Here is a 21528-nt window from a genome sequence, read left to right as displayed (position 1 = left end):
GCAAAAATAGTTAAAATTGTAATCAGTATTCATACTTTTTCCAGAGACGGCCAAGTGTAGAACTTATCTCTCTTTCTCTGGGATTGTTAGCGGGAGTATAAAATTTTCTTCCGGACATCTCTTCTGGGAGGAATTCCAAATCTGTAAAATTTCCCTCGTAAGAGTGGGCATATTTGTAATCCTCTCCATATCCAATGCTCTTCATTAATTTTGTAGGGGCATTTCTAAGATGCAAAGGGACAGGCCTGTAGCCATACTTTGTTATCTCTTCTAACGCTGCGTCAATTGCCAAATATGCAGAGTTACTTTTTGGTGATGTGGCAAGGTAAATTACAGTGTGAGAAAGAATTATTCTTGATTCCGGCATTCCGATTTTACTTACAGCATCAAAGCAGGAGTTTGCAAGCATTAATGCATTTGGATTTGCAAGGCCGATATCCTCAGATGCCAGAATTATCATTCTCCTTGCAATAAATAAGGGGTCTTCGCCTCCGGAAATCATTCTTGCAAGCCAGTAAATTGCAGCATTTGGGTCTGAACCTCTTACACTCTTGATAAATGCAGATATTATATCATAATGCTGCTCTCCATTTTTATCATAAATAGCAATATTTTCCTGTAGCTTTTCAGTAACAAGACTATTTGTGATTATAATCTCATCATCTTTATTGTATGACGAGGTTATCAACTCAATTATATTAAGTAGTTTTCTTGCATCTCCCCCAGAAAATCTAAACAGAGCATCAGATTCTTTTAAGACAATTTTAAAATTTTTAGTAATATTATCATCCTTTAATGCTCTGTCAGTCAGCTTAATTAAATCATCTTTTTCCAGAGATTTTAGAATATAAACCTGACATCTTGAAAGGAGGGGAGTAATAACTTCAAAAGAGGGGTTTTCAGTTGTTGCTCCAATCAGAACAATTGTTCCATCTTCAACTGCACCTAAAAGTGCATCTTGCTGAGATTTACTGAATCTGTGTATCTCATCAATAAACAGTATAGGCCTGCCTTTGGTAAACAGAGATTTTGATTTGGATTTATCAATTATTTCCCTCACTTCTTTAACACCGGCATTTACAGCAGAAAGGGTATAAAATGGCCTCTCAAGTTTATGTGATATTATCTTGGCTAGGGTTGTTTTACCAACACCAGGAGGTCCCCATAGAATAAATGAAGATATATTTCCACTCTCAATCATTTTTCTTAACACAGCATCTTTCCCAACTAAATGCTCTTGCCCGACATATTCGTCAAGAGAAGTAGGGCGCAAGCGCTCTGCTAGTGGTGCTGTAACAAAGTTTTGATTTTCTTCGGAGCTATTTAACATAATATAAATTGTATTACAGTTATTAGAGATCTTTATCTCTTTTATTTAACTGTCTGATGATTCTAGATATAACGCTTTCAATTGAAGCATCGGGTTCAATGATATTATATGCTCCCCAGAAATTTTCATCAGTAAAATCTTGTACTTTATTAGACATAATGTCTTTTGATTTAATCCTGTTTAGATTTTCAATTTTTCTTTGCCTGTCCGAAATTTCTGTAGATGCTAGTTCTGAGGTAATTGTATAAGTATTACGAAACCATCTTTTATCCCATTTCGCATTAAATTTCACTTCTGTTCTTGAATAATCAAAATGCCATATTCCATTTATCTCTTTGTAATTTACAAGATATGCCGCAGATACAACATCCATTTTTAGATTTGATGGTTTTTTCCTGATAAAAAATGAGTTAGCTCTTGGGTTATCCTCTACATTCATATTGAATTCAATTCTTGCAAAGGCCATGGACTCTGATTCAATATATAATCTGCCTCTGAATAGAATATCTGTGAGATATGGTTTTTGGTCAAATTCAATTACATAAAAATACTTATTATCGATTGTTACCGGAGCTACCATCTTAAAATCATAATATTCTTTAATAACAATTGGTTCCACTCCTAGAAACGGGTCACTTGCAACATCTATCTCAAGTGCTGAATGAGGTCCACCCTGAAATTTTACCATCAGAGTATCTATTCTGTTAGAATCATAGTTACCTCTTGCCTTGTATATTCCAATTTGATCCATTCTAAAACTACCATAAGCAGATTTATTGATATCCAGAACAGCTTCATTTATTGAAACATAAGTCCCCCCTTTCTTAATCATCTCCCTATAAAACGCAGTTACCTGCATGTGATCAACATGATAGTTTCGGTCAATTCTGTTTATAGCCATCATTACCAACTCATACGGATCCTGAGGTCTTATCGTTATTGGTTTAAGATCTATTTCTGATGGATTAAGCATTATATTGATTCTTTGATCAATACCAGGTTTTAAAACAATTTTCTGCGTCTTATATCCAAGGTATGATACTAGTAGTGTATCCGACTTAAGATTTACAGGCACTTTTAATATAAAATTACCTTCAGAGTTTGTTACATTGCTGATATTTGTTGAAATCAACTGTATAGAAGCATAACTTAATTGTCTTTTGCTGGAGGCATCCAGCACTTTGCCTGAAACGGAGTAAAACTCCTGGGCGTTCATAATATTGAAACTAAATATCAATATTATGGTTATTAGTCTGTAAAAAGCCTTCATATTTAATTATTATTAAATGTTTCTTTCACGAATTTACGAAAAACCTTAATTTCGCGACATATATTAACAAACAATGAAGAAAAAAGTTAGAGAGGTATTAGAAGGAGTGGTAATTGAATCTGTTGCTGCTGAGGGAAGATCCATTGCCAGAATAGACGGGAAAGTTCTTTTTGTCCCTTTTGCCATTCCGGGAGATGTTGTTGATGTTGAGATACAGAGAAAAAAGAGTGGGTGGATGGAGGGTGTTGTTAAAAGAGTTGTTAAACAATCACAAGATAGAATAGATCCATTTTGTTCTCATTATGGCCTTTGCGGAGGCTGTAAATGGCAACCTCTACCCTACCACCTTCAGCTTTTATTTAAACATCAACAGGTTGCTGATCAGTTAAAAAGAATTGGAGATCTTGATTTGCCGGAGATTTTTCCAATACTTGGCTCAGAAAAAACAATCAATTACAGAAATAAGTTAGAATTTACTTTCTCTAACAAAAGATGGATTAATTCTTTGGCTGAGGCTGATAAACTATCAGATAAAGAGAGATATGGATTAGGTTTTCATATTTCCGGAATGTTTGATAAAGTAGTTGATATTGACAAATGCTACTTGCAGGAGGAGCCCTCAAACGATATTAGAAATTTTATAAGAGATTTTGCTTTCAAGAACGATTATACTTTTTTTGACCTTAGAGAGCAGCATGGTTTGCTGCGTACTTTAATAATCAGAACATCTTCAATAGGTGAATTAATGGTTATTGTTGTATTTTTTTATTTTGATAAAGATAAGATAGACAGTTTAATGGAAGCCCTCATATCAACTTTCCCTGAAATAACATCACTAAACTATGTTATTAATGGTAAAAAGAATGACACTATTAATGATCTTGATGTTGTTAAATATTGTGGACGAGATTCAATTTATGAAGAGATGGAGGGGTTAAGATTCAAAATTGGACCTAAATCATTCTTTCAAACAAACAGCAAACAGGCATATAAGCTTTATTGTGTTGTCAGAGAATTTGCTGAATTAAATGGTAGTGAGATTTTATATGACTTATACACTGGAACAGGAACAATTGCACTTTTCTTAGCTTCTAAAGTTAAAAAAGTAATTGGTGTAGAGTATGTCCCCGAAGCTATTGAAGATGCGAAAATTAATGCTTCAATTAATAATTTAAACAACACCCGTTTTTTCGCAGGAGATATGAAAGATGTAATTTCAGAGTCATTTATAGAACAAAACGGTAAACCAGATGTGATTATTCTTGATCCACCTAGAGCTGGAGTTCATCCGGATGTAGTTGATGTAATAGTTAAAGTAAGACCTTCTAAAATAGTGTATGTAAGCTGTAACCCTGCTACTCAGGCTAGAGATATTTCAATAATGAAGGATCTTTATCAAATTACTAAAGTTCAGCCTGTGGATATGTTCCCACACACTCATCATTTAGAAAATGTCGTTTTACTTGAGTTGAAAAATGGATAAAAAAGAGATTGTTTCGCTATTCTATAAAAATAAAGATGCTGACAGAGGGCGGGAAATGTCTGCATATATGAGAAATCATTTCCCTTTTTTAGGTATTGGATCACAAAAAAGAGCAGATTTATCCAGAATATTTTTATCAAAAATTGATAAAAAGGAGGAAATTGACTGGGAGTTTGTGTGTTACTGTTTTAATCTTCCTGAGAGAGAGTTCACTTACTTAGCGATTAGTTATCTGGATAAACTGAAAAAGAATATATTACCGGAAGATCTTTCTAAGTTTGAACAAATAGCTTTAATCCGTCCATGGTGGGATAGTATTGACTCTTTGTCTCCGCTGATTGGATTTGTTTATCTTAAATATCCGATTTATTCTGAAAAATTTATCAATAAATGGATGAACTCTGATATATTTTGGCTTATAAGAATATCAATTATATTTCAACTTAAATACAAGAATAATACCAATATAGAATTATTATCTAAATCAATACTTAATAATAAAAACAGTAATGAGTTTTTTATTAATAAAGCCATCGGCTGGGCACTGCGAGAATATTCAAAAACCAATCCCTCATGGGTTTTCGAATTTGTTAAGAGTAATAAATTAAGTAACTTAAGTGAGAGAGAGGCTTTAAGAATTATTAATAGATAGTTTTATGGATTACAATAATAACTTAAAAAAGGGTGATACAATTTGTGCTATTGCTACCTCTGGCGGTAGCACAGCTATATCAGTAATCAGGGTAAGCGGAGATTTAGCGATAGATATTTCGAATAATATTTTCAGACCTATCTCCGGCCCATCTTTAACTAACAGTGCGCCCAGAAAAATGAGATTTGGGAAAATTGTAAAGGGAGAAGAATTAATTGATGAGGTTCTTATTGTTTTCTTTTCTTCTCCAAATTCATACACAGGAGAAAATCTTGTGGAAATTTATTGCCACGGATCTCCATATATTAGAAAAGAGATAATGATGTTGCTCTTTTCATATGGTGCACGACAAGCTGATCCCGGAGAATTTTCTTTAAGAGCATTTCTTAATGGTAAGATGGATCTCTCACAAGCAGAGGCTGTTGCAGACCTAATCTCATCTGAAACTTCAGCTGCTCACAAAGTTGCAATAAATCAAATGAAAGGTGGGTTTTCAAAAGAACTATCTCAAATGAGGTCCTCTTTATTGAATTTAGTATCGCTTATGGAGCTTGAACTTGATTTTAGCGAAGAAGATGTTGAATTTGCAGACAGAAATCATTTAAATAATCTTTTAAAAGATGTTAAGAATCACCTCGAAAAACTTATCGACTCTTTTTCTTTAGGTAATGTAATTAAAAATGGTGTACCTGTTGCAATTGTTGGTGCCACAAATACAGGAAAAAGTACACTTTTAAACTCACTCCTTGGTGAGGATAGAGCCATAGTTTCAGATATACATGGAACAACAAGAGATTTCATTGAAGATCTTGTTAACATAGGTGGTACATCTTTCAGGTTTATTGATACAGCAGGAATAAGAAATACTGAAGAAAAAATTGAAATACTTGGCATAGAAAGAACTTTTGAGAAGATAAAAAGAGCTGCTTTAGTTGTATTGCTTCTTGATTCAGAGAGACCTGACGGGTTTCATGATAGTTTACTTAAAATAAAAGAATCCTTAGATTCTCTGTCACAACCACTAATAATTGCTATTAATAAGACTGACTCTTTACAAAATGAAGAGGCCTCTAAACATATAATTAATAATGTAATTGGAATCTCAAAAAAAATTGGGTTATTACCTGTATCGGTGTTGCCTCTCTCTGCAAAGAATAAAACAGGAATTGACAAACTTAAAGAGGTTATCTCCTCTGCCGGCGAAATTAAAAATATGCCATCAGATTCACTTTTAGTAACAAATATTCGCCACCATCAGGCGTTAATTTTAGCGCTTGATGCTTTAGTAAGAGTTGAAGAGGGCATACTGATGAATATATCGACTGACCTCTTAACACAAGACATAAGAGAGTCTCTTTTCCATTTGGGTGAGATTGTTGGTGAGATTAATTCGGAAGAGATTTTAGGCAATATTTTCAGTAAATTTTGTATCGGGAAATAATTGATAACTTTAACAGACTCTTTAAAATCATTATTATGGAAATAATTGTGTTTATATTATCCGGAATACTTCTTGGCGGTTTAATCGGCTGGTTTCTCGGAAATAATAATATTTCAAATAAATGCTATAAACTTGAACAGGAGTTAGCTTCATCAGTTACTGAAAACAGAGTCCGGCTTGAAGCTGCTGATAAAATAATTACCGATAAAATTAATGATTTAGCCCTTTTAAAAGAGGAAATTAACCAAGTAAAAGAGAAGCTATACTTAACAAATGAGAGACTTGCCGCATCCCAGGCAGTAAATAGTGCTTTAAACGACAAGCTCAAGAACCAAAAAACTGAAATGGATGAGATGTCAAAAAAGTTCAATCTCGAGTTTGAAAATATTGCAAATAAAATTTTTGAAACAAAGAGCGAGAAATTCACAGAGTTAAATAAGACAAATCTCAAAGCGATACTTGACCCCTTAGGAAAAAACATAGATGAGTTTAAGTCAAAGGTAACCGAAGTGTACGATAAGGAATCTAAAGAGAGATTCTCTCTTGGTGAAAAAGTCAAAGAGCTCGCTCTATTAAATCAGACAATCAGTGAAGAGGCTAAAAACCTTACTAAAGCATTAAAGGGTGAAGCTAAGACACAAGGAAGATGGGGCGAAATGATTCTTGAGAAAATTCTTGAGATGTCCGGTTTAAGAAAAGATGAAGAGTACACTATTGAAGAGCAACTTACCGATGATTCCGGTAAGCCATTAAGATCAGAATCATTAGACTCAAAAATGAGACCAGATGCAATAGTTAAATATCCTGACAACAGAAATGTAATTATTGACTCAAAAGTTTCGTTAAATGCATTCATAAGGCATATTGAAGCATCGGATCCACTTGTTCAGCAAAAGGAGTTGGATGACCACATAAATGCCGTTAAAAATCATATAATTGCATTAAGCAATAAAGGATATGATGATTATAAAAAATCTCTTGATTTTGTAATGATGTTTATTCCCAGCGAGCCTGCTTATATTGCTGCAATAAAAGGAGACCCGGATTTGTGGAGTTTTGCATATGAAAGAAGAATCCTGATAATGAGTCCTACTAATCTTATAACTTCATTGAAACTCATCGTTGATCTTTGGAAAAGAGAGTATCAAAACAGGAATGCGATTGCTATTGCTGAAAGAGGGGCAAAGTTATACGATAAATTTGTTGGTTTTGTAGACAATCTCAAGGATATGGGAGTATATCTTGAAAAAGCTGTTGAAAAATACGATGAATCATATAAACAATTAACAACAGGTAAAGATAATTTGGTCCTTCAGACTGAGAAGCTGAAGAAACTGGGTCTTAAAACAAAAAAAGAGATTAAATTTGATATTGAAGAGTATGATTCAGACGAATCAGATTAGTTCTAAAAGGGATAGCCAACACCAAACTGCAAACTATATGTATCTTTTTTAAACCAATTAAATGGTTTAATCCAGTTTTGCTTAATAGGATCGTAAGCAACCATCCCTAAATCAAGACGAAGAATTACAAAATCTAAATTCAATCTTGCTCCGAATCCCCAGTTAAATGCGATGCTTTTATAAAAGTTATTGATTCTGAACAAACCCTCTTCCCTGCCCTGTTCTGCTTTGATTGTCCATATATTACCCAAGTCCGTAAAAAGAGCACCCTCTACCTTCCAAAACATTAGAAAACGAAATTCAGCGTTAAATTCAAGTTTAATATCTCCTGTTTGATTTGGAATTGAAAAAGTTGTATCAACAACAGAAGATCCAGGACCTACCGATCTTGCCTGCCAGCCCCTTAAACTATTGGCACCTCCGGCATAAAAGAGTTTTTCAAAAGGTAAGGATTTTGAGTTACCATATGCCACTCCTAAACCACCATTTAATCTTGCTGAAAAAGCGTTTTTATCATCAATTTTCCAGGTTTTGGAAATAGTTAAATCAGTTCTAAAATACTGAGAATATGGAGTATTCCAAATTTTTCTGGCACCAGTTGTGTCAACAGGCAATTTATTGTTAAATAGACTAAGAAGATTTCCTGATATATCGTTGATCCATCTGATATAAAAGAAAGATTGTTTAGGATATGGAGAGGGATCTGTTGTGTAGTACAATGTAGCTCCTGCACCCATATCAAAGTGATTCATATATGAATTTCTTAAAAAGGGGTCAGTCAGATTGTTATAAAATTGTTCGGAAACATTATTAAGTTTAACAATATTCAATTGAACCGGATTGACTCTATAATACATTTTTCCATTATTCCAGTTGTATCCGTAATTAATTGAAATCAAATTCCTTGTAAATTCAGGTCTGTTTTGATAATTGTAACTTAGGTTTATTTCAGTTCTGGGAACTGAATATTTAAATATTTTATCTGGAAGTAACAAAAAATTTGGAGTTGAAATACCTGCTGAAACACCTAATTCTGTTGATTTTATTGGATCATTGAATTTAAACTGAAAATTTCCCATAAATCCTAAATTGAGCCACTCTCCACCCCTGAAAATATTTTTATGATAATATGAAATGGCGGGAGATATACCTAAAAGACCATTCGAGTTACTTGATGCCTCTATGTTTATCTTATAACCTTGCATTTTTGAAGGAGTAAGCCTGATTGTGCTGATTACTCCAAGATTTCCCAGGGAATCTCTCTCTTTTTCAGCCAGTTCGTCAAATTGAATGTTTACACCCGAAAATAGTCTTAATGCAACCAACCTGTCATAGGTGCTATTAACTTTATGCTCATTATAAAGGTCTCCGGGCCTTATTTGGTTCATCTTATATAGGACAGAAGGCTTAATTATTGATTCTTTAGGCGTTATTGTTTCTACTCCATTAATTATTACTGTGTCACTAATGCTTGACATAACCGATGATATCTCTGTTGGATCGTAAGAGGGGTAGATTCTAACTTTTCTGATTGAATACTTATTATGCTTTCTGGAATCTTCAGGTTTTTCGTTTCTTGTATAATTCAAAACTTTTATTGTTAACCTTGCAGAATCTGAATGAATCAGAGTGTCTGCAATATAAGAGAAATAACTTTTTGTAAAATTATAGTATCCTAAATCTCTGAGTTGTAGAGTAACTCTCTCACTTTCTGCTTCCAGGTTTTTTTCGGAGAGATAATTCCCTTTCTTAACCAGAGAGTTAATTGAGTCTGATAAAATAAATAATCTCAGAGAGTCATCAGTTATATCGTAAGATATACTTGATATAGAATATCTTTTTCCTGGATATACATAATATGTAACATCAGCTAGTTTGCTTTTTAATCTTACCGAATCATTCACTGTGCTATTATAGTAACCGAGTGATTCAAGATGACTTATAATATTATCATTGCTTTTATCAACCAAAGTACTGTCATACAAGACTGGAGCTTGACCAAGTCTGGTTACAAATCTATCCCAGCCATTACCAGTCCCGTTACTCCAGTTATATATGCTTAAGAAAGGGTTCCATCCAAACAGAAATTCACTATTAGGCTTTTGTCTTATATATGGCACTAATTCTGATTCTTTAACCCTTGAATTTACTGGAATAATAATTGAATTTTTCTTTAACCGATATTCTCCTTCAGGAACTACTTTTACAGTGCTGCACGATGATAATGAGATAATTATCATAAATGTAAAGAAAACTCTAAAAAAACAGCACTTCATTCTGGAAATCAATTTTATGCAAAATTAACTTAATTTATATTTTTTTCGATAGAGAAAATATAAAAAAGAAATATATTTGCAGCATGTAAATCCAAATTACTTACATTAGGTATATTTTACCAATCTAACTTAGTTACATTATAAGAATGAAGAACAAATACATTGATTTGATTGAGCAGTCATTTGAGTTTCCTCAAGACGAATTTAGAGTAGAAGATGGAGAACTCTACTTCCACAATATTCCCGTGATGGATTTAATTGAGCAATATGGGACACCATTAAAAATCACATATCTTCCTAAGATATCATCGCAGATACAAAGAGCTAAAAGAATGTTTAATGTAGCTATGGCAAAGGTGGATTATAAGGGTGATTATAACTATTGCTATTGTACCAAAAGCTCTCATTTCTCATTTGTTATGGAGGAGGCGCTCAAAAACGATATCCATATAGAGACATCTTCAGCATTTGACTTGAATCTCATTGAAGCTCTGCAAGAGCAGAATATCGTTAGTAAAGACCATTATATTATTTGCAACGGATATAAAAAGGATATTTACATCGAGAACATTGCCGGGTTTATTACTAACGGGTGGAAAAACACAATTCCGGTACTTGATAATATGAACGAATTTGACCAACTTGATGCTGCCATAGAGAGTAATATTAAGATAGGCATAAGAATAGCTGCAGAAGAGGAACCTAAATTTGAATTTTACACATCCAGGTTAGGTATAAGGTACAGTGACATAATACCTTTTTACGAAAGTAAAATCAAAAAGAACAAGAAATTCTCGCTAAAAATGCTTCATTTCTTTATAAACACAGGGATCCGAGATAATGCATATTACTGGAATGAATTAAGCAAGTGTGTTTCTGTATACTGTGATTTAAAGGCTATCTGTCCTGAGCTTGATTCCCTTAATATTGGTGGTGGTTTTCCGATAAAGAATTCTCTTGCGCAGGATTATGACTATGAGTATATGGCTGAGGAAATTATTGCTCAAATAAAGAGTATTTGTCAACAAAGGAATATTCAGGAGCCCAATATTTTTACAGAATTCGGGAGCTTTACCGTTGGTGAAAGCGGGGCAACAATATATCAGGTAATGGGTCAAAAGCAACAAAACGACAGAGAGAGGTGGTATATGGTAGATAGCTCTTTTATGACCACTTTACCTGATACATGGGGTTTAAAACAGAGGTTTATTCTGTTGCCAATCAACAAGTGGAACGACGAGTATCAGAGAGTATTTCTTGGGGGGCTAACATGTGATAGTCAGGACTATTATAATGCAGAGGCCCATGCCAATGCAATCTTTCTTCCTGTAATTAACGGAGAAGGTCCGCTTTATATCGGCTTCTTCCATACAGGAGCATACCAGGAGTCTATTGCAGGTTTTGGAGGGATTCAACATTGTTTACAACCTGCCCCAAAACATATAATTATTGACCTTGATGAAAATGGCGAGTATTTTACAAAACTTTTCAGCAAAGAGCAGACATATAAATCAATGTTGAAAATTTTAGGCTATTGATGATTTCAAAACAGGAGCTTAAGTTTGTAAGATCTCTCTCTCAGAAGAAATTCAGAGATGAAAACTCAATGTTTATTATTGAGGGCGAGAAGATGCTGATTGAAGCAGAGAAGTCTGGGGCAGCTATTCTTAAAGTTTATTACAGAGACCAAATTGGAGTTGATAATATGGCCAAAATATCTCAGCTATCTTCTCCCCCGCCTCTTCTGGCTGTTGTAAAAATGGATGATTCTTTTTCAGAAGTACCTCCAAATCCCGAGAAACTGCAACTTGCCATTGATAATATTAAGGATCCCGGAAACCTGGGCACAATAATCAGAATAGCTGACTGGTTTGGAATTGATGATATCTATCTCTCGTCAGAATCTGTTGAAGTATATAATCCAAAATGTGTTCAATCAACAATGGGTGCATTATTCAGAGTAAGGGTACATTATGTAAATCTTTCCAAGCTTATAGAAAATTGTTTCAAGTCAATGCCGGTGTATGGAACATTTCTGGGATCACCATCAATTTACGATTTAAATCTTGAACCCCGAGGGATTATTGTAATGGGAAGTGAATCCGATGGTATATCAACAGAGGTTCAGAGATTTATCAAAAATAAAATCACAATACCTCCATTTCCATCTGATTCTAAAAGAAGTGAATCTCTAAATGTTGCAGTTGCAACAGCTGTAGTATGCTCTGAGTTCAGACGGTTATCGCTTTTTGGCGCAAAGCCTCAAACATTATAACAGAAGCAGCAACTGATATGTTAAGTGAGCCTATTTTACCTGCCTGAGGTATTTTGGCCTTATGTTCTGATATTGCAAGAAGAGAATCAGATATCCCTCTCTCTTCTGATCCCATAATTACAGCAGTTGGCTGTTTAAAATTAATCTCGTAAATACTCTCGTCTCCTCTTTCTGTAGCGGCAACAATCTGGAAACCACTCTCCATCAAAAAATAAACTGCAGCTCTTAAATTTGGGACTTTTGCTGCAGGAACTCTTAACAGGGCACCTGCTGATGTTTTTATTGCCTCTGCGTTAACTGCTGCTCCTCCCTTGGCGGGAAGTATTATTCCCTTTGCTCCTGCGCATTCAGCACTTCTGGCTGTTGCTCCAAAATTTCTCACATCGCTTACGCCATCCAGTAATAGTATAATTGGCGCAGAATCGGAAGAGAGAGCATCTTCTACCATCTTCTCCAAAGATGTGTACTCTACCTGGGATATCATTGCAACAACTCCCTGATGTCTTCCCTTTGTAAATCTGTTTAGCCTTTCATCTGGAACAAACTGGACATTTACACCTGCCTCTTGGAGTAATTTTAAGAGGCGATGAAATTGAGGACCCTCCAGCCCTTGACGAAACATTACTTTTTCAATTCTCTTTCCAGCTTCCAAAGCCTCCAAAACAGGATGCATTCCAAAGAGATACTCGTTTTTATTTTCCATTATAAATTATTAATTATGAAGTTTCTCCCAATCTTCCATCAATTTAGAGAGTTTCTCCTTTAAAACATCATATTTATTGATTAGTTCAGCAAGTTTATTTTTATCGGGTAATTCTGCTAATTCAATTTCAACCAGCTTTATCTCCTTCTCTGTATCTTCAATTACTGACTCGCAGCGTTCAATCAATTGCTTTTTTCTTCGGGAATCTTTGTCTTCCTCTTTTCTCTGTTTACTCTCTCCAATTTTAATATGGCTCGGTTTTGAAGCCGATTGAACAGGCTTATCTATATTACTTTGTTCTTTTTTCAAAGAGTCAAGATAGTCAGATACAGTACCTATATGTTCTCGTATTCTTCCCTCCTTAAATTCTAAAACTTTAGTAACAAGCCCATCCAGAAAATCTCTGTCGTGAGAAACGACAACTAAAGTTCCGTTATATTTTGAGAGAGATTGTTTTAATATATCTTTTGATCTAATATCCATGTGATTTGTTGGCTCGTCCAATGCAAGGAGATTATATGGATTTAAAATTAATTTAGCCATAGCCAGTCTTGACTTTTCTCCACCACTGAGCACAGAAACCCTCTTATTTACATCATCTCCTCTAAAAAGGAACGCACCCAAGATATCCCTCAATTTAGTCCGGATATCTCCAACAGCAATTTTATCAAGTGTTTCATAAACAGTATCATTCAAATCCAAGAGCTCCTCTTGATTCTGTGCATAATAACCTAAGTTAACATTATGTCCAAGTTCAATATTTCCACTTGTGGGATCAATGTCCTTACACAATAATTTCATAAAGGTTGTTTTTCCTTCTCCATTTCTTCCCACTAATGCTATTTTCTCTCCTCTCTCAATTACAATATCTGCATTCGAAAAAACAATCTTATCTCCGTAAGATTTTGTTAAATTTTTAGTCTTTACAACAACATTTCCTGATCTTGGAGCCGGTGGAAATTTTACAATAATTGATGAAGTATCTTCTTCATCTACCTCTATTCTCTCAATTTTATCCAACTGTTTTATTCTGGATTGTACTTGATTTGATTTAGTCGCCTTATATCTGAATCGTTCAATAAACTCCTCACTCTTTTCAATCATTCTCTGCTGATTTTCGTAAGCAGCAAACTGTTGCTCCATCCTCTCTTTTCTCAACCCAAGATATTTTGTGTATGGGACTTTATAATCATGAATTTTCCCAAGCATCAGTTCAACAGTTCTATTCGTTACTCTGTCTAAAAACCTTCTGTCGTGAGAGACTAATATTAAGGCCCCCTGATAAGATATCAGGTACTCTTCCAGCCATTGGATAGACTCAATATCTAGGTGGTTGGTAGGTTCGTCCAAAAGAAGAGTAGAAGGGGATGATAAAAGGATTTTTGCTAATTCAATCCTCATATTCCATCCCTGACTAAAAGTAGAGGTTGGTCTGTTAAGCTCATCTGATCTGAAACCAAGTCCAGAAAGTGTTTTTTCAGCATCACCTCTTGGATTTCCTGTCTCGACAATTGATAGTTTATCATGAAAATCATTTAGGCTGACTATTAGTTTATGATATGTATCACTCTCATAGTCTTCTCTTTCTGCTAATTGTAATGAAATGTACTCTATTTCTGCCTTAATTTTGTCAATGTACGAAAAAGCCATCATTGCTTCATCAATGACACTTTTATCTCTATTATGCTCCATCTCCTGAGGAAGATAGCCAATCTTCTCTGTAGAAGGAATCATTACTCTCCCGGACGATGGTTTGTTAATACCTGCTAAAATTTTTAAAATTGTTGATTTGCCTGATCCATTTTTTCCAACCAGTCCGATTTTATCCTTGTCTCCTACGTGAAAATTTACATCACTAAATAGGTCATATCCACCAAAGGATACATTAAGATCATTAATTGATATCACGGCAAATCAGTATGCTGAATTCATATAAAAGATATAGAGGAGCGGCAACAACCATAAGTGTAAAAGCATCTCCGCTAGGGGTTATAACTGCAGCTGCAATCAACAAAATTGTGAAGGCATGCTTTCTGTATTTTTTTAGCATTCCTTTATTAATTATACCAATTTTTGATAAAATTAAAGCAAGTGCAGGCATTTCAAATACTATCCCCATAATGAGTATCAATCTTGTAAACATTGAGATATATGACTGGAGAGAAATTTGATTGGGAACTGATTCACTAACTTGATATGTACCAAGAAACCTGAGTGTCAGAGGAAAAACAAACAGATATCCTACAATAACCCCCGCAATAAATAGAAAGGCTCCAAATAAAAATGCTTTTTTCGTAGCTTTCTGCTCATTTATATATAATCCTGGCTTGATAAATGACCAGAATTGATACAGAATATAGGGTACAGCCAGAATAAAGGCAATTGTTAACGATACAGATATATGTATAAAAAATTGAGCGGATAAATCAATGTTGATTAACTCTAAATTGAAATCTCCCGGAAAAGTTCCTTTTAGCCATTTGTAGAGAATAAAACCTTCTTTTGTTGGGGCAAAGATTATATCTCCAAATAGGATTTCCTTACAAAGAAAAACTGGCACAGCAATGATAAATATTGCTATGACAGATCTGAACAGAACTTTCCTCAGTTCATCCAGGTGATCCCAAAAGGTCATCTCAATACTCACTTCTTCTCTTTATCTTTATCATTATCAGAAGAGTTAATCTCATCTTCTACTCCTTTAACACCATCTTTAAAGCTTTTCACACCCTTACCAATTCCTTTCATCAGTTCCGGGATTTTTTTACCACCAAAAAGTAAGACAACGATAAGAGCAATGATAATAATCTCGGTAGCTCCTATGGAACCCAGAAAAAGTAAATGATTCATAAAATAAAATTTAATTATTCTTAAAATATGGGCTAAATACACTAAGAACAAAATCAGGAACACGCGTTGGTCTCCTGTTGCCTGAATGTATAAAACCCAAAGTTACACTTCCGGAGGCAACTTTTTCTCCTTTTTCGTTAAATATATCAGAATCTATAGTAAACTTAACTTTAGGAAGTTCTTTAATTTTGCTTATAATTTTAATCTCATCTCCCATTTTTAAAGGAATCTTATAATCACATTCAATGTGAATTACTGGCATCATAATTCCAGAACTTTCAATCTTTTCTATTGGCAATCCCAAATCTTTCAGTGCTTTACTTCTTGCGGTTTCAAAATATCTAATGTAATTAGAGTGATGTACAATGCCCATCATATCTGTTTCATAATATCTTACCTCAAATGTAATTTCGGAAATAAACATAATTACTTGATTTTAATGGACCCTTTACCTTGTTTATGATAAATCAATTTAATCTCATCAACTATTATAAAACTACCATCGGCACCGGTAAATAACTCGCCATCTTTACTAGCTGTGAAACCGACAGCTATATAATTTGGTTTTTTTAAATAATTATAATTTGCTATATTGATTTGACCTAAAGTCCACTCATCTTTATTTTGATCAAGAAGAATTTCTCCGGAGGCGTTAAGTTGGCTCCTGTTATCGTTCCAAAGTTCAATAAATGCCCTTCCTCTGTCTGTTCCTGGCAAATCCTCTACAGGATTAAATGCCGGAATTATTGTAGAAGAAATCTTCGGAGTAGTTCTTTGCAATTTCTCTCCTCTATGATATTTGTACATAAAATTCATCTGCAAGGGTATCTCTTCAAATAAAAATGGAATGCCAAACAATGTCATGCTTGATGGATTGTAAACATCAGAAGCGAGTGTACTGTATCTGAATCTACCCAGAAAAAGATTACCTGATGCAAGTGATGTTACCTTGATTATATCTGCAAAGTTAATCGAAGAAAGAGTTGTGGTAACTTTTGCTGCATATTGTGAATTGAATCCCTCAGTTTTGAATACCCCTGTTAATGATGGATTGTTTGAGCTGTTCCAGCCAGATCCGTCACTTGGAAATATTGTGTTTATTGTGGTGTACTGAGGATGTACCCTCCATATCTCCATATCAGAATTTGGAATTTGAGGCGCAATAACAAGTCTGATTTGCCACTCTTTAACATCTCCGTTCTGAGCAATTACATTTAACTTGACAGGAGTACCAGAATACAATGAAAGCACACCTCCAACAGTAAAATCTTCAATTATAGCATTCTCTGAAATTTTAATCTTGGCTGATAATTTTAAAGGCTCATTTGGTATAAACTTATCAGCTAATATGACAATTTCAGAATTCTCCGGCTCAATGTATGCTTCAGAAATATTATATCCATAAGAGGTATTTCCTAATTCAAAATCAATTATATCTGCTTTATTGGATTTTGGTGAAAAATTATTAACTAACTCTATTCTCCAAAACTCGGATAATCCTAGATATTCTATCGAGTAAACTTTAAAATCCTCTATAGATGCGAAAGTAATAGTAGAAGGGATGCTGGAAGAAATGTTATTTGCCGAAGATACCGTAATCCCATTAATGGTAAGAGGGAAAGATCCGTTAGAGATAACCGGAATAGAAATTATCTTATTAGAATTATCAATATAAGCACCCTCTAAAGTTACTAAGTTGTCACTACTGGTATAGTTATTCCATACAAAACTGTTTAAAATATTCTTATAAGACTTTGGTTTTAAACAAATCCTCCAGTCTGTATAAATTCCATTAATTATATCAATAATATTAAACGAAAATGTTGAAGTATCAGTAGGAAATTTAAATATTTTGCTGGGTGGAGTCCCCAAAAGGGACAATTGATTTTTTAACTGAAAGTCAATTTTTACATCTGCGGGAAATGATCGTTTTATATCATTATAAAATATAGTAATTTCATTAGTAGCAGATGATTTATGAACTGAATCAATTTGAAAATTTTCATTTAGAGATTGAGCATTCAAAGATATAAAAGGAGAATTAAGCTTTTCGTATACAGTTAACAGCTCCTCTTTGTTTGCTTTGTAGTCCGGGACGGCATTTTTTATTATGATTCTCCACTCTTCTTCTCGTCCGCTCTCACTTATTAATTTTAATTTCTTTGTTTCCTCGGGTAACATAAATGTTATTGATTCACCTGTACTCCAACCCGTAATTTTGGCTCCTTTTGAGATTTTAATTAAAGGCTTGATTGTTAACGGGAACTGTGAGCTTGTCAAAAACAATGTCACTGTGGAGTTCGTTGGATTTGGATACCCCTCTTCTGAAATTTCCGTTCCGACAGGGCCGGCAATTTCACCTGTATAGAAACTTATAATCTCAGATATCTCGTTTGATGGTAACACATCCAGTTTAATATCATAGCTTTTAGTTAGTCCACTTTCAGAAACAACATAAACTGATTTAACCGAAGAATACTCTTGAAATTCAATGTATCCATCATTGTCAATTCCTAAAATTTTTATACCATTATGACTTGTTTTAATATCAAGCTTAACTTTTATGGGAAAGTAATATTTACCTAGTTTTACGGGAATAGTGATTAACCCTTCTGTTAGAGCAGGTTTATCCAGAATGACGTGAGCCGGTAGTACATCTTCAATTATAACCTCTTCTATTTGATTTGAATCACTAAGATTTGAGACTTTATCACAAGAGAAGAGGAGTACAGATAATATAACCATCTGCAATACTCTATTATATATGACAATGTTATGAAACATCAGGATTTAATAAGTTCTTCCCTTGAGGATAATAATTTTTCAATTTTTGTTATTGCATCTTTTTGCTTCTTGTATTCCAATTCTACTACATCTTTAGGAGCACTCTCTACAAATTTTTGATTTTCAAGTTTTTTATTTACACCATTGAGAAATGAGTTTAATCTCTTTAACTCCTCCTCAATTTTGACTATCTCCTCCTCTTTATTTACATAAGTATCAAGAGGTATAAAAAATTCTATTGTTCCAATCATAAAAGAGGCTCCTGCACCGTTTACTTCTTTCTGAGAGATTGGAAGGATTTCTTTAATGTTAGCCATTTTATTAATAAAGGAGAACAATTCAGCAGGTACTGCATCTTTATTAGCAAATAACAAAAGAGACTCTTTTGGAGATATGTTTTTTGATTGTCTTATACTTCTGATGTTAACAATTGCCTCTTTACAGATTTCAGCGCTGTTAATATACTCTGGTTCATAATATGAGGGAGAAGGCATTTTGGAAATCATTATGCTCTTTTCAGAACTTTTGATGTCAAGATTTTGCCATAATTCTTCTGTAATAAATGGCATAAACGGGTGGAGAAGTCTTAATAATTTTTCAAAAAACTCTACTGTTGACCTGTATGTTTGATTATCAATCTCTTCATCTCTGCCAGGTTTAATTATTTCTAAATACCATGAGCAGAAATCGTCCCAGAAGAGTTTGTATAATGTCATAAGTGCATCAGATATCCTAAACTTGCTAAAATGATCATCTACTTTTTCAATTGTGCTGGACAGAAGAAAATCAAACCATTTAACAGCAGCCCCGGATCTTTCACTTTGATTGATATCATTATTATACTTCCATCCTGAGACAAGTCTGTATGCATTCCAGATCTTATTTGAAAAATTCCGCCCCTGTTCAACTTGACTTTCATCAAACAATACATCATTACCTGCATTGCTGCATAAAAGCATCCCAACCCTTACACCATCTGCACCGTATATTTTCATCAACTCTATAGGGTCAGGAGAATTGCCTAAAGATTTTGACATTTTTCTACCTAGTTTATCTCGTACAATACCAGTAAGATAAACATTTCTGAAAGGCATTTCTCCACAAAACTCGTCACCTGCCATTATCATTCGGGCAACCCAGAAGAATAAAATTTCAGGAGCAGTAATCAGGTCATTTGTTGGGTAGTAATAAGCAAGATCTTTGTTTGGCTCTTTATCGGGAAACCCGGGCTTTGAAGGATCAAAAACGGAAATTGGCCATAACCAAGAAGAGAACCAGGTATCAAGCACATCAGGATCCTGACTAAGCATATTTGGTTCAATTGATTTATCAATTTTTCTTGCTTCTGTTAATGCTTCGTTTTCATCACAAGCCACTACAAAGCTGCCATCAGGTAAATACCAGGCAGGAATCCTCTGACCCCACCAGAGCTGTCTTGAAATACACCAATCTTTTACATTCTCCATCCAATGGCGGTATGTATTCCTGAACTTTTCAGGGATAAGTTTGATTTTATCCTCTTCTACATATTTTAGTGCTTTAGAAGCGGAATCTTCCATTCTCATAAACCACTGAAGTGACAATTTAGGTTCAATAACGGCGTTAGTCCTTTCAGAATATCCAATTTGTGATATGTAATCCTCCTCTTTCTCCAGAAATCCCTTTTCTGAAAGCATTTTAACAATTTGTTTCCGGGCTTCAAATCGTTCAGTCCCTACTAAAATGATTGCATCTTCGTTTAATTTTCCCCATTTGTCAATAATATCGGTAACTGGTAATTTGTGTCTGAGTCCAATCTCATAGTCATTAATATCATGAGCCGGAGTTACTTTAAGACATCCTGTCCCAAAATCCATTGTAACATATTCGTCCTCAATAATTGGGATCTCTTTGTTAATTAATGGGATAAATACTTTCTTGCCTTTAATATGTTTGTATCTTTCGTCTTGAGGATGTATACAGACTGCTGAATCTGCCATAATTGTTTCAGGTCTGGTTGTTGCAACAACAATAAAGTTGTTTGATGGCAATCCGTTTTCAGATATAAAGTATTTTAAGTGATATAGTTTTGATTTTGTCTCTTTTCGTATAACCTCTTCATCACTAACAGCTGTCTGCCCTTCAGGATCCCAGTTGACCATTCTGACGCCCCTGTATATTAACCCTTTATTATAGAAATGAACAAAAGTATTAATAACACTCTTACTCATCTCAGGATCCATTGTAAATTTTGTTCTATCCCAGTCGCAGGAAGCACCCAGCTTTTTTAACTGTTCAAGAATAATCCCTCCATGTTTTTCTTTCCACTCCCATGCATGTTCAAGAAATTCCTCTCTTGAGATGTCACTTTTTTCAATCCCTTCGGCCTTGAGCTTAGCAACCACTTTTGCCTCTGTTGCTATTGAGGCGTGATCAGTACCGGGTACCCAGCAGGCATTCTTCCCAAGCATTCTTGCTCTTCTGACAAGCACATCCTGAATAGTATTATTCAACATATGCCCCATATGAAGAACCCCTGTTACATTTGGCGGGGGAATTACAATAGAGTATGGCTCTCTTTGGTCAGGTTCCGAGTGAAACAATTTATTACTAAGCCAGTATGAGTACCACTTATCCTCTGTTCCGGCGGGATCGTATTTTGCAGGAATGTCCATATAATATTATAAGATTAAACGAACCACAAATGTATGAATTTTTATCTTATATTTGCGTACCATTTATATAGATGAACTAATATGAATACTGTAAATGAGCTTAATATAGAACTGAGTGAAGATATAGCTCAGGGCTCTTATTCCAATTTAGCAATTATTACTCACTCTAGCAGTGAATTTATTATTGATTTCGTCAGAATGATGCCTGGTGTTCCAAAACCAAAAGTAAGCAGCAGGGTTATTATGACTGCCGAAAATTCTAAACGGTTATTAATGGCATTACGAGATAATGTAGAGAAGTTTGAAAACCAATTTGGAGAAATTGAGATTCACACTAATGAAGATGGGGCTATTCCAATGGCATTCGGCAATAATTCGGCCGAAGCCTGATAACACTAATAAACAAG

General features: G+C 34.4%; 17 protein-coding genes. 7 read left to right on the top strand and 10 right to left on the bottom strand.

Features of this window, described 5'->3' with window-relative positions:
• Positions 1–22 precede the first annotated feature (22 nt).
• Both U5907_01435 and U5907_01430 read right to left on the bottom strand, forming a co-directional pair.
• A complete protein-coding gene (locus tag U5907_01435) occupies positions 23–1330 on the bottom strand; it encodes a replication-associated recombination protein A (protein ID WRQ33321.1) in 1308 nt (435 codons plus the stop codon).
• A 22-nt stretch (positions 1331–1352) separates the two neighbouring features.
• Positions 1353–2600, bottom strand: coding sequence for a carboxypeptidase-like regulatory domain-containing protein (locus U5907_01430; GenBank protein ID WRQ33320.1), 1248 nt, complete (start codon positions 2598–2600; stop codon positions 1353–1355).
• Positions 2601–2673: 73 nt separating this feature from the next.
• Here U5907_01430 and rlmD point away from each other — a divergent pair, with 73 nt between their 5' ends.
• Genes rlmD through rmuC form a run of 4 tightly spaced genes read left to right on the top strand, consistent with a single transcriptional unit; the run spans position 2674 to position 7579 of the window.
• On the top strand, positions 2674–4083 hold the full coding sequence (rlmD, locus tag U5907_01425) for a 23S rRNA (uracil(1939)-C(5))-methyltransferase RlmD (GenBank protein ID WRQ33319.1): 1410 nt from the start codon (positions 2674–2676) through the stop codon (positions 4081–4083).
• Entirely contained in the window at positions 4076–4735 is a 660-nt protein-coding gene (locus U5907_01420; GenBank protein ID WRQ33318.1) for a DNA alkylation repair protein, read from the top strand. Before rlmD ends, U5907_01420 begins: the two co-directional genes overlap by 8 nt.
• Before the next feature lie 4 nt (positions 4736–4739).
• Complete coding sequence (gene mnmE / locus U5907_01415; GenBank protein WRQ33317.1) at positions 4740–6176, top strand: tRNA uridine-5-carboxymethylaminomethyl(34) synthesis GTPase MnmE; 1437 nt, start codon at positions 4740–4742, stop codon at positions 6174–6176.
• A 35-nt stretch (positions 6177–6211) separates the two neighbouring features.
• Positions 6212–7579 (top strand): DNA recombination protein RmuC, encoded by a 1368-nt coding sequence (gene rmuC, locus U5907_01410; GenBank protein ID WRQ33316.1) that lies wholly within the window; start codon positions 6212–6214, stop codon positions 7577–7579.
• A 2-nt stretch (positions 7580–7581) separates the two neighbouring features.
• On the opposite strand, the gene U5907_01405 is transcribed toward rmuC, so the two are convergent.
• Complete coding sequence (locus tag U5907_01405; protein ID WRQ33315.1) at positions 7582–9855, bottom strand: BamA/TamA family outer membrane protein; 2274 nt, start codon at positions 9853–9855, stop codon at positions 7582–7584.
• A 146-nt stretch (positions 9856–10001) separates the two neighbouring features.
• On the opposite strand from U5907_01405, the gene U5907_01400 reads away from it, so the two are divergent.
• Both U5907_01400 and U5907_01395 read left to right on the top strand, forming a co-directional pair.
• Complete coding sequence (locus U5907_01400; GenBank protein WRQ33314.1) at positions 10002–11393, top strand: arginine decarboxylase; 1392 nt, start codon at positions 10002–10004, stop codon at positions 11391–11393.
• Positions 11393–12130: an RNA methyltransferase gene (locus tag U5907_01395; protein WRQ33313.1), complete on the top strand. Its 738-nt coding sequence runs from the start codon at positions 11393–11395 to the stop codon at positions 12128–12130. Before U5907_01400 ends, U5907_01395 begins: the two co-directional genes overlap by 1 nt.
• On the opposite strand, the gene rlmB is transcribed toward U5907_01395, so the two are convergent.
• Genes rlmB through U5907_01360 form a run of 7 tightly spaced genes read right to left on the bottom strand, consistent with a single transcriptional unit; the run spans position 12087 to position 21121 of the window.
• On the bottom strand, positions 12087–12833 hold the full coding sequence (gene rlmB / locus U5907_01390) for a 23S rRNA (guanosine(2251)-2'-O)-methyltransferase RlmB (protein WRQ33312.1): 747 nt from the start codon (positions 12831–12833) through the stop codon (positions 12087–12089). The genes U5907_01395 and rlmB overlap by 44 nt on opposite strands.
• A gap of 9 nt (positions 12834–12842) precedes the next feature.
• Positions 12843–14741, bottom strand: a complete 1899-nt coding sequence (locus tag U5907_01385) for an ABC-F family ATP-binding cassette domain-containing protein (protein ID WRQ33311.1) — start codon at positions 14739–14741, stop codon at positions 12843–12845.
• Positions 14728–15468, bottom strand: coding sequence for a twin-arginine translocase subunit TatC (gene tatC / locus U5907_01380; protein ID WRQ33310.1), 741 nt, complete (start codon positions 15466–15468; stop codon positions 14728–14730). Before tatC ends, U5907_01385 begins: the two co-directional genes overlap by 14 nt.
• Before the next feature lie 8 nt (positions 15469–15476).
• Positions 15477–15683 carry a twin-arginine translocase TatA/TatE family subunit gene (locus tag U5907_01375; GenBank protein WRQ33309.1) on the bottom strand — a complete coding sequence of 69 codons (207 nt, stop codon included), beginning with the start codon at positions 15681–15683 and terminating at the stop codon, positions 15477–15479.
• Positions 15684–15693: 10 nt separating this feature from the next.
• On the bottom strand, positions 15694–16107 hold the full coding sequence (locus U5907_01370) for a thioesterase family protein (protein WRQ33308.1): 414 nt from the start codon (positions 16105–16107) through the stop codon (positions 15694–15696).
• Positions 16108–16109: 2 nt separating this feature from the next.
• A complete protein-coding gene (locus U5907_01365; protein ID WRQ33307.1) occupies positions 16110–18467 on the bottom strand; it encodes a PCMD domain-containing protein in 2358 nt (785 codons plus the stop codon).
• The gene (locus U5907_01360; GenBank protein WRQ33306.1) at positions 18467–21121 is read right to left on the bottom strand and encodes a valine--tRNA ligase; all 2655 of its coding nucleotides are present in this window, start codon (positions 21119–21121) and stop codon (positions 18467–18469) included. The genes U5907_01365 and U5907_01360 overlap by 1 nt, the downstream gene beginning before the upstream one ends.
• A gap of 81 nt (positions 21122–21202) precedes the next feature.
• On the opposite strand from U5907_01360, the gene U5907_01355 reads away from it, so the two are divergent.
• Positions 21203–21511, top strand: coding sequence for a DUF3467 domain-containing protein (locus tag U5907_01355; GenBank protein ID WRQ33305.1), 309 nt, complete (start codon positions 21203–21205; stop codon positions 21509–21511).
• The last annotated feature ends 17 nt before the right edge of the window (positions 21512–21528 follow it).

This window comes from Bacteroidales bacterium MB20-C3-3, assembly GCA_035609245.1.
GTDB lineage: Bacteria > Bacteroidota > Bacteroidia > Bacteroidales > UBA932 > Bact-08.
This window is presented reverse-complemented; position numbering and strand designations above follow the sequence as displayed.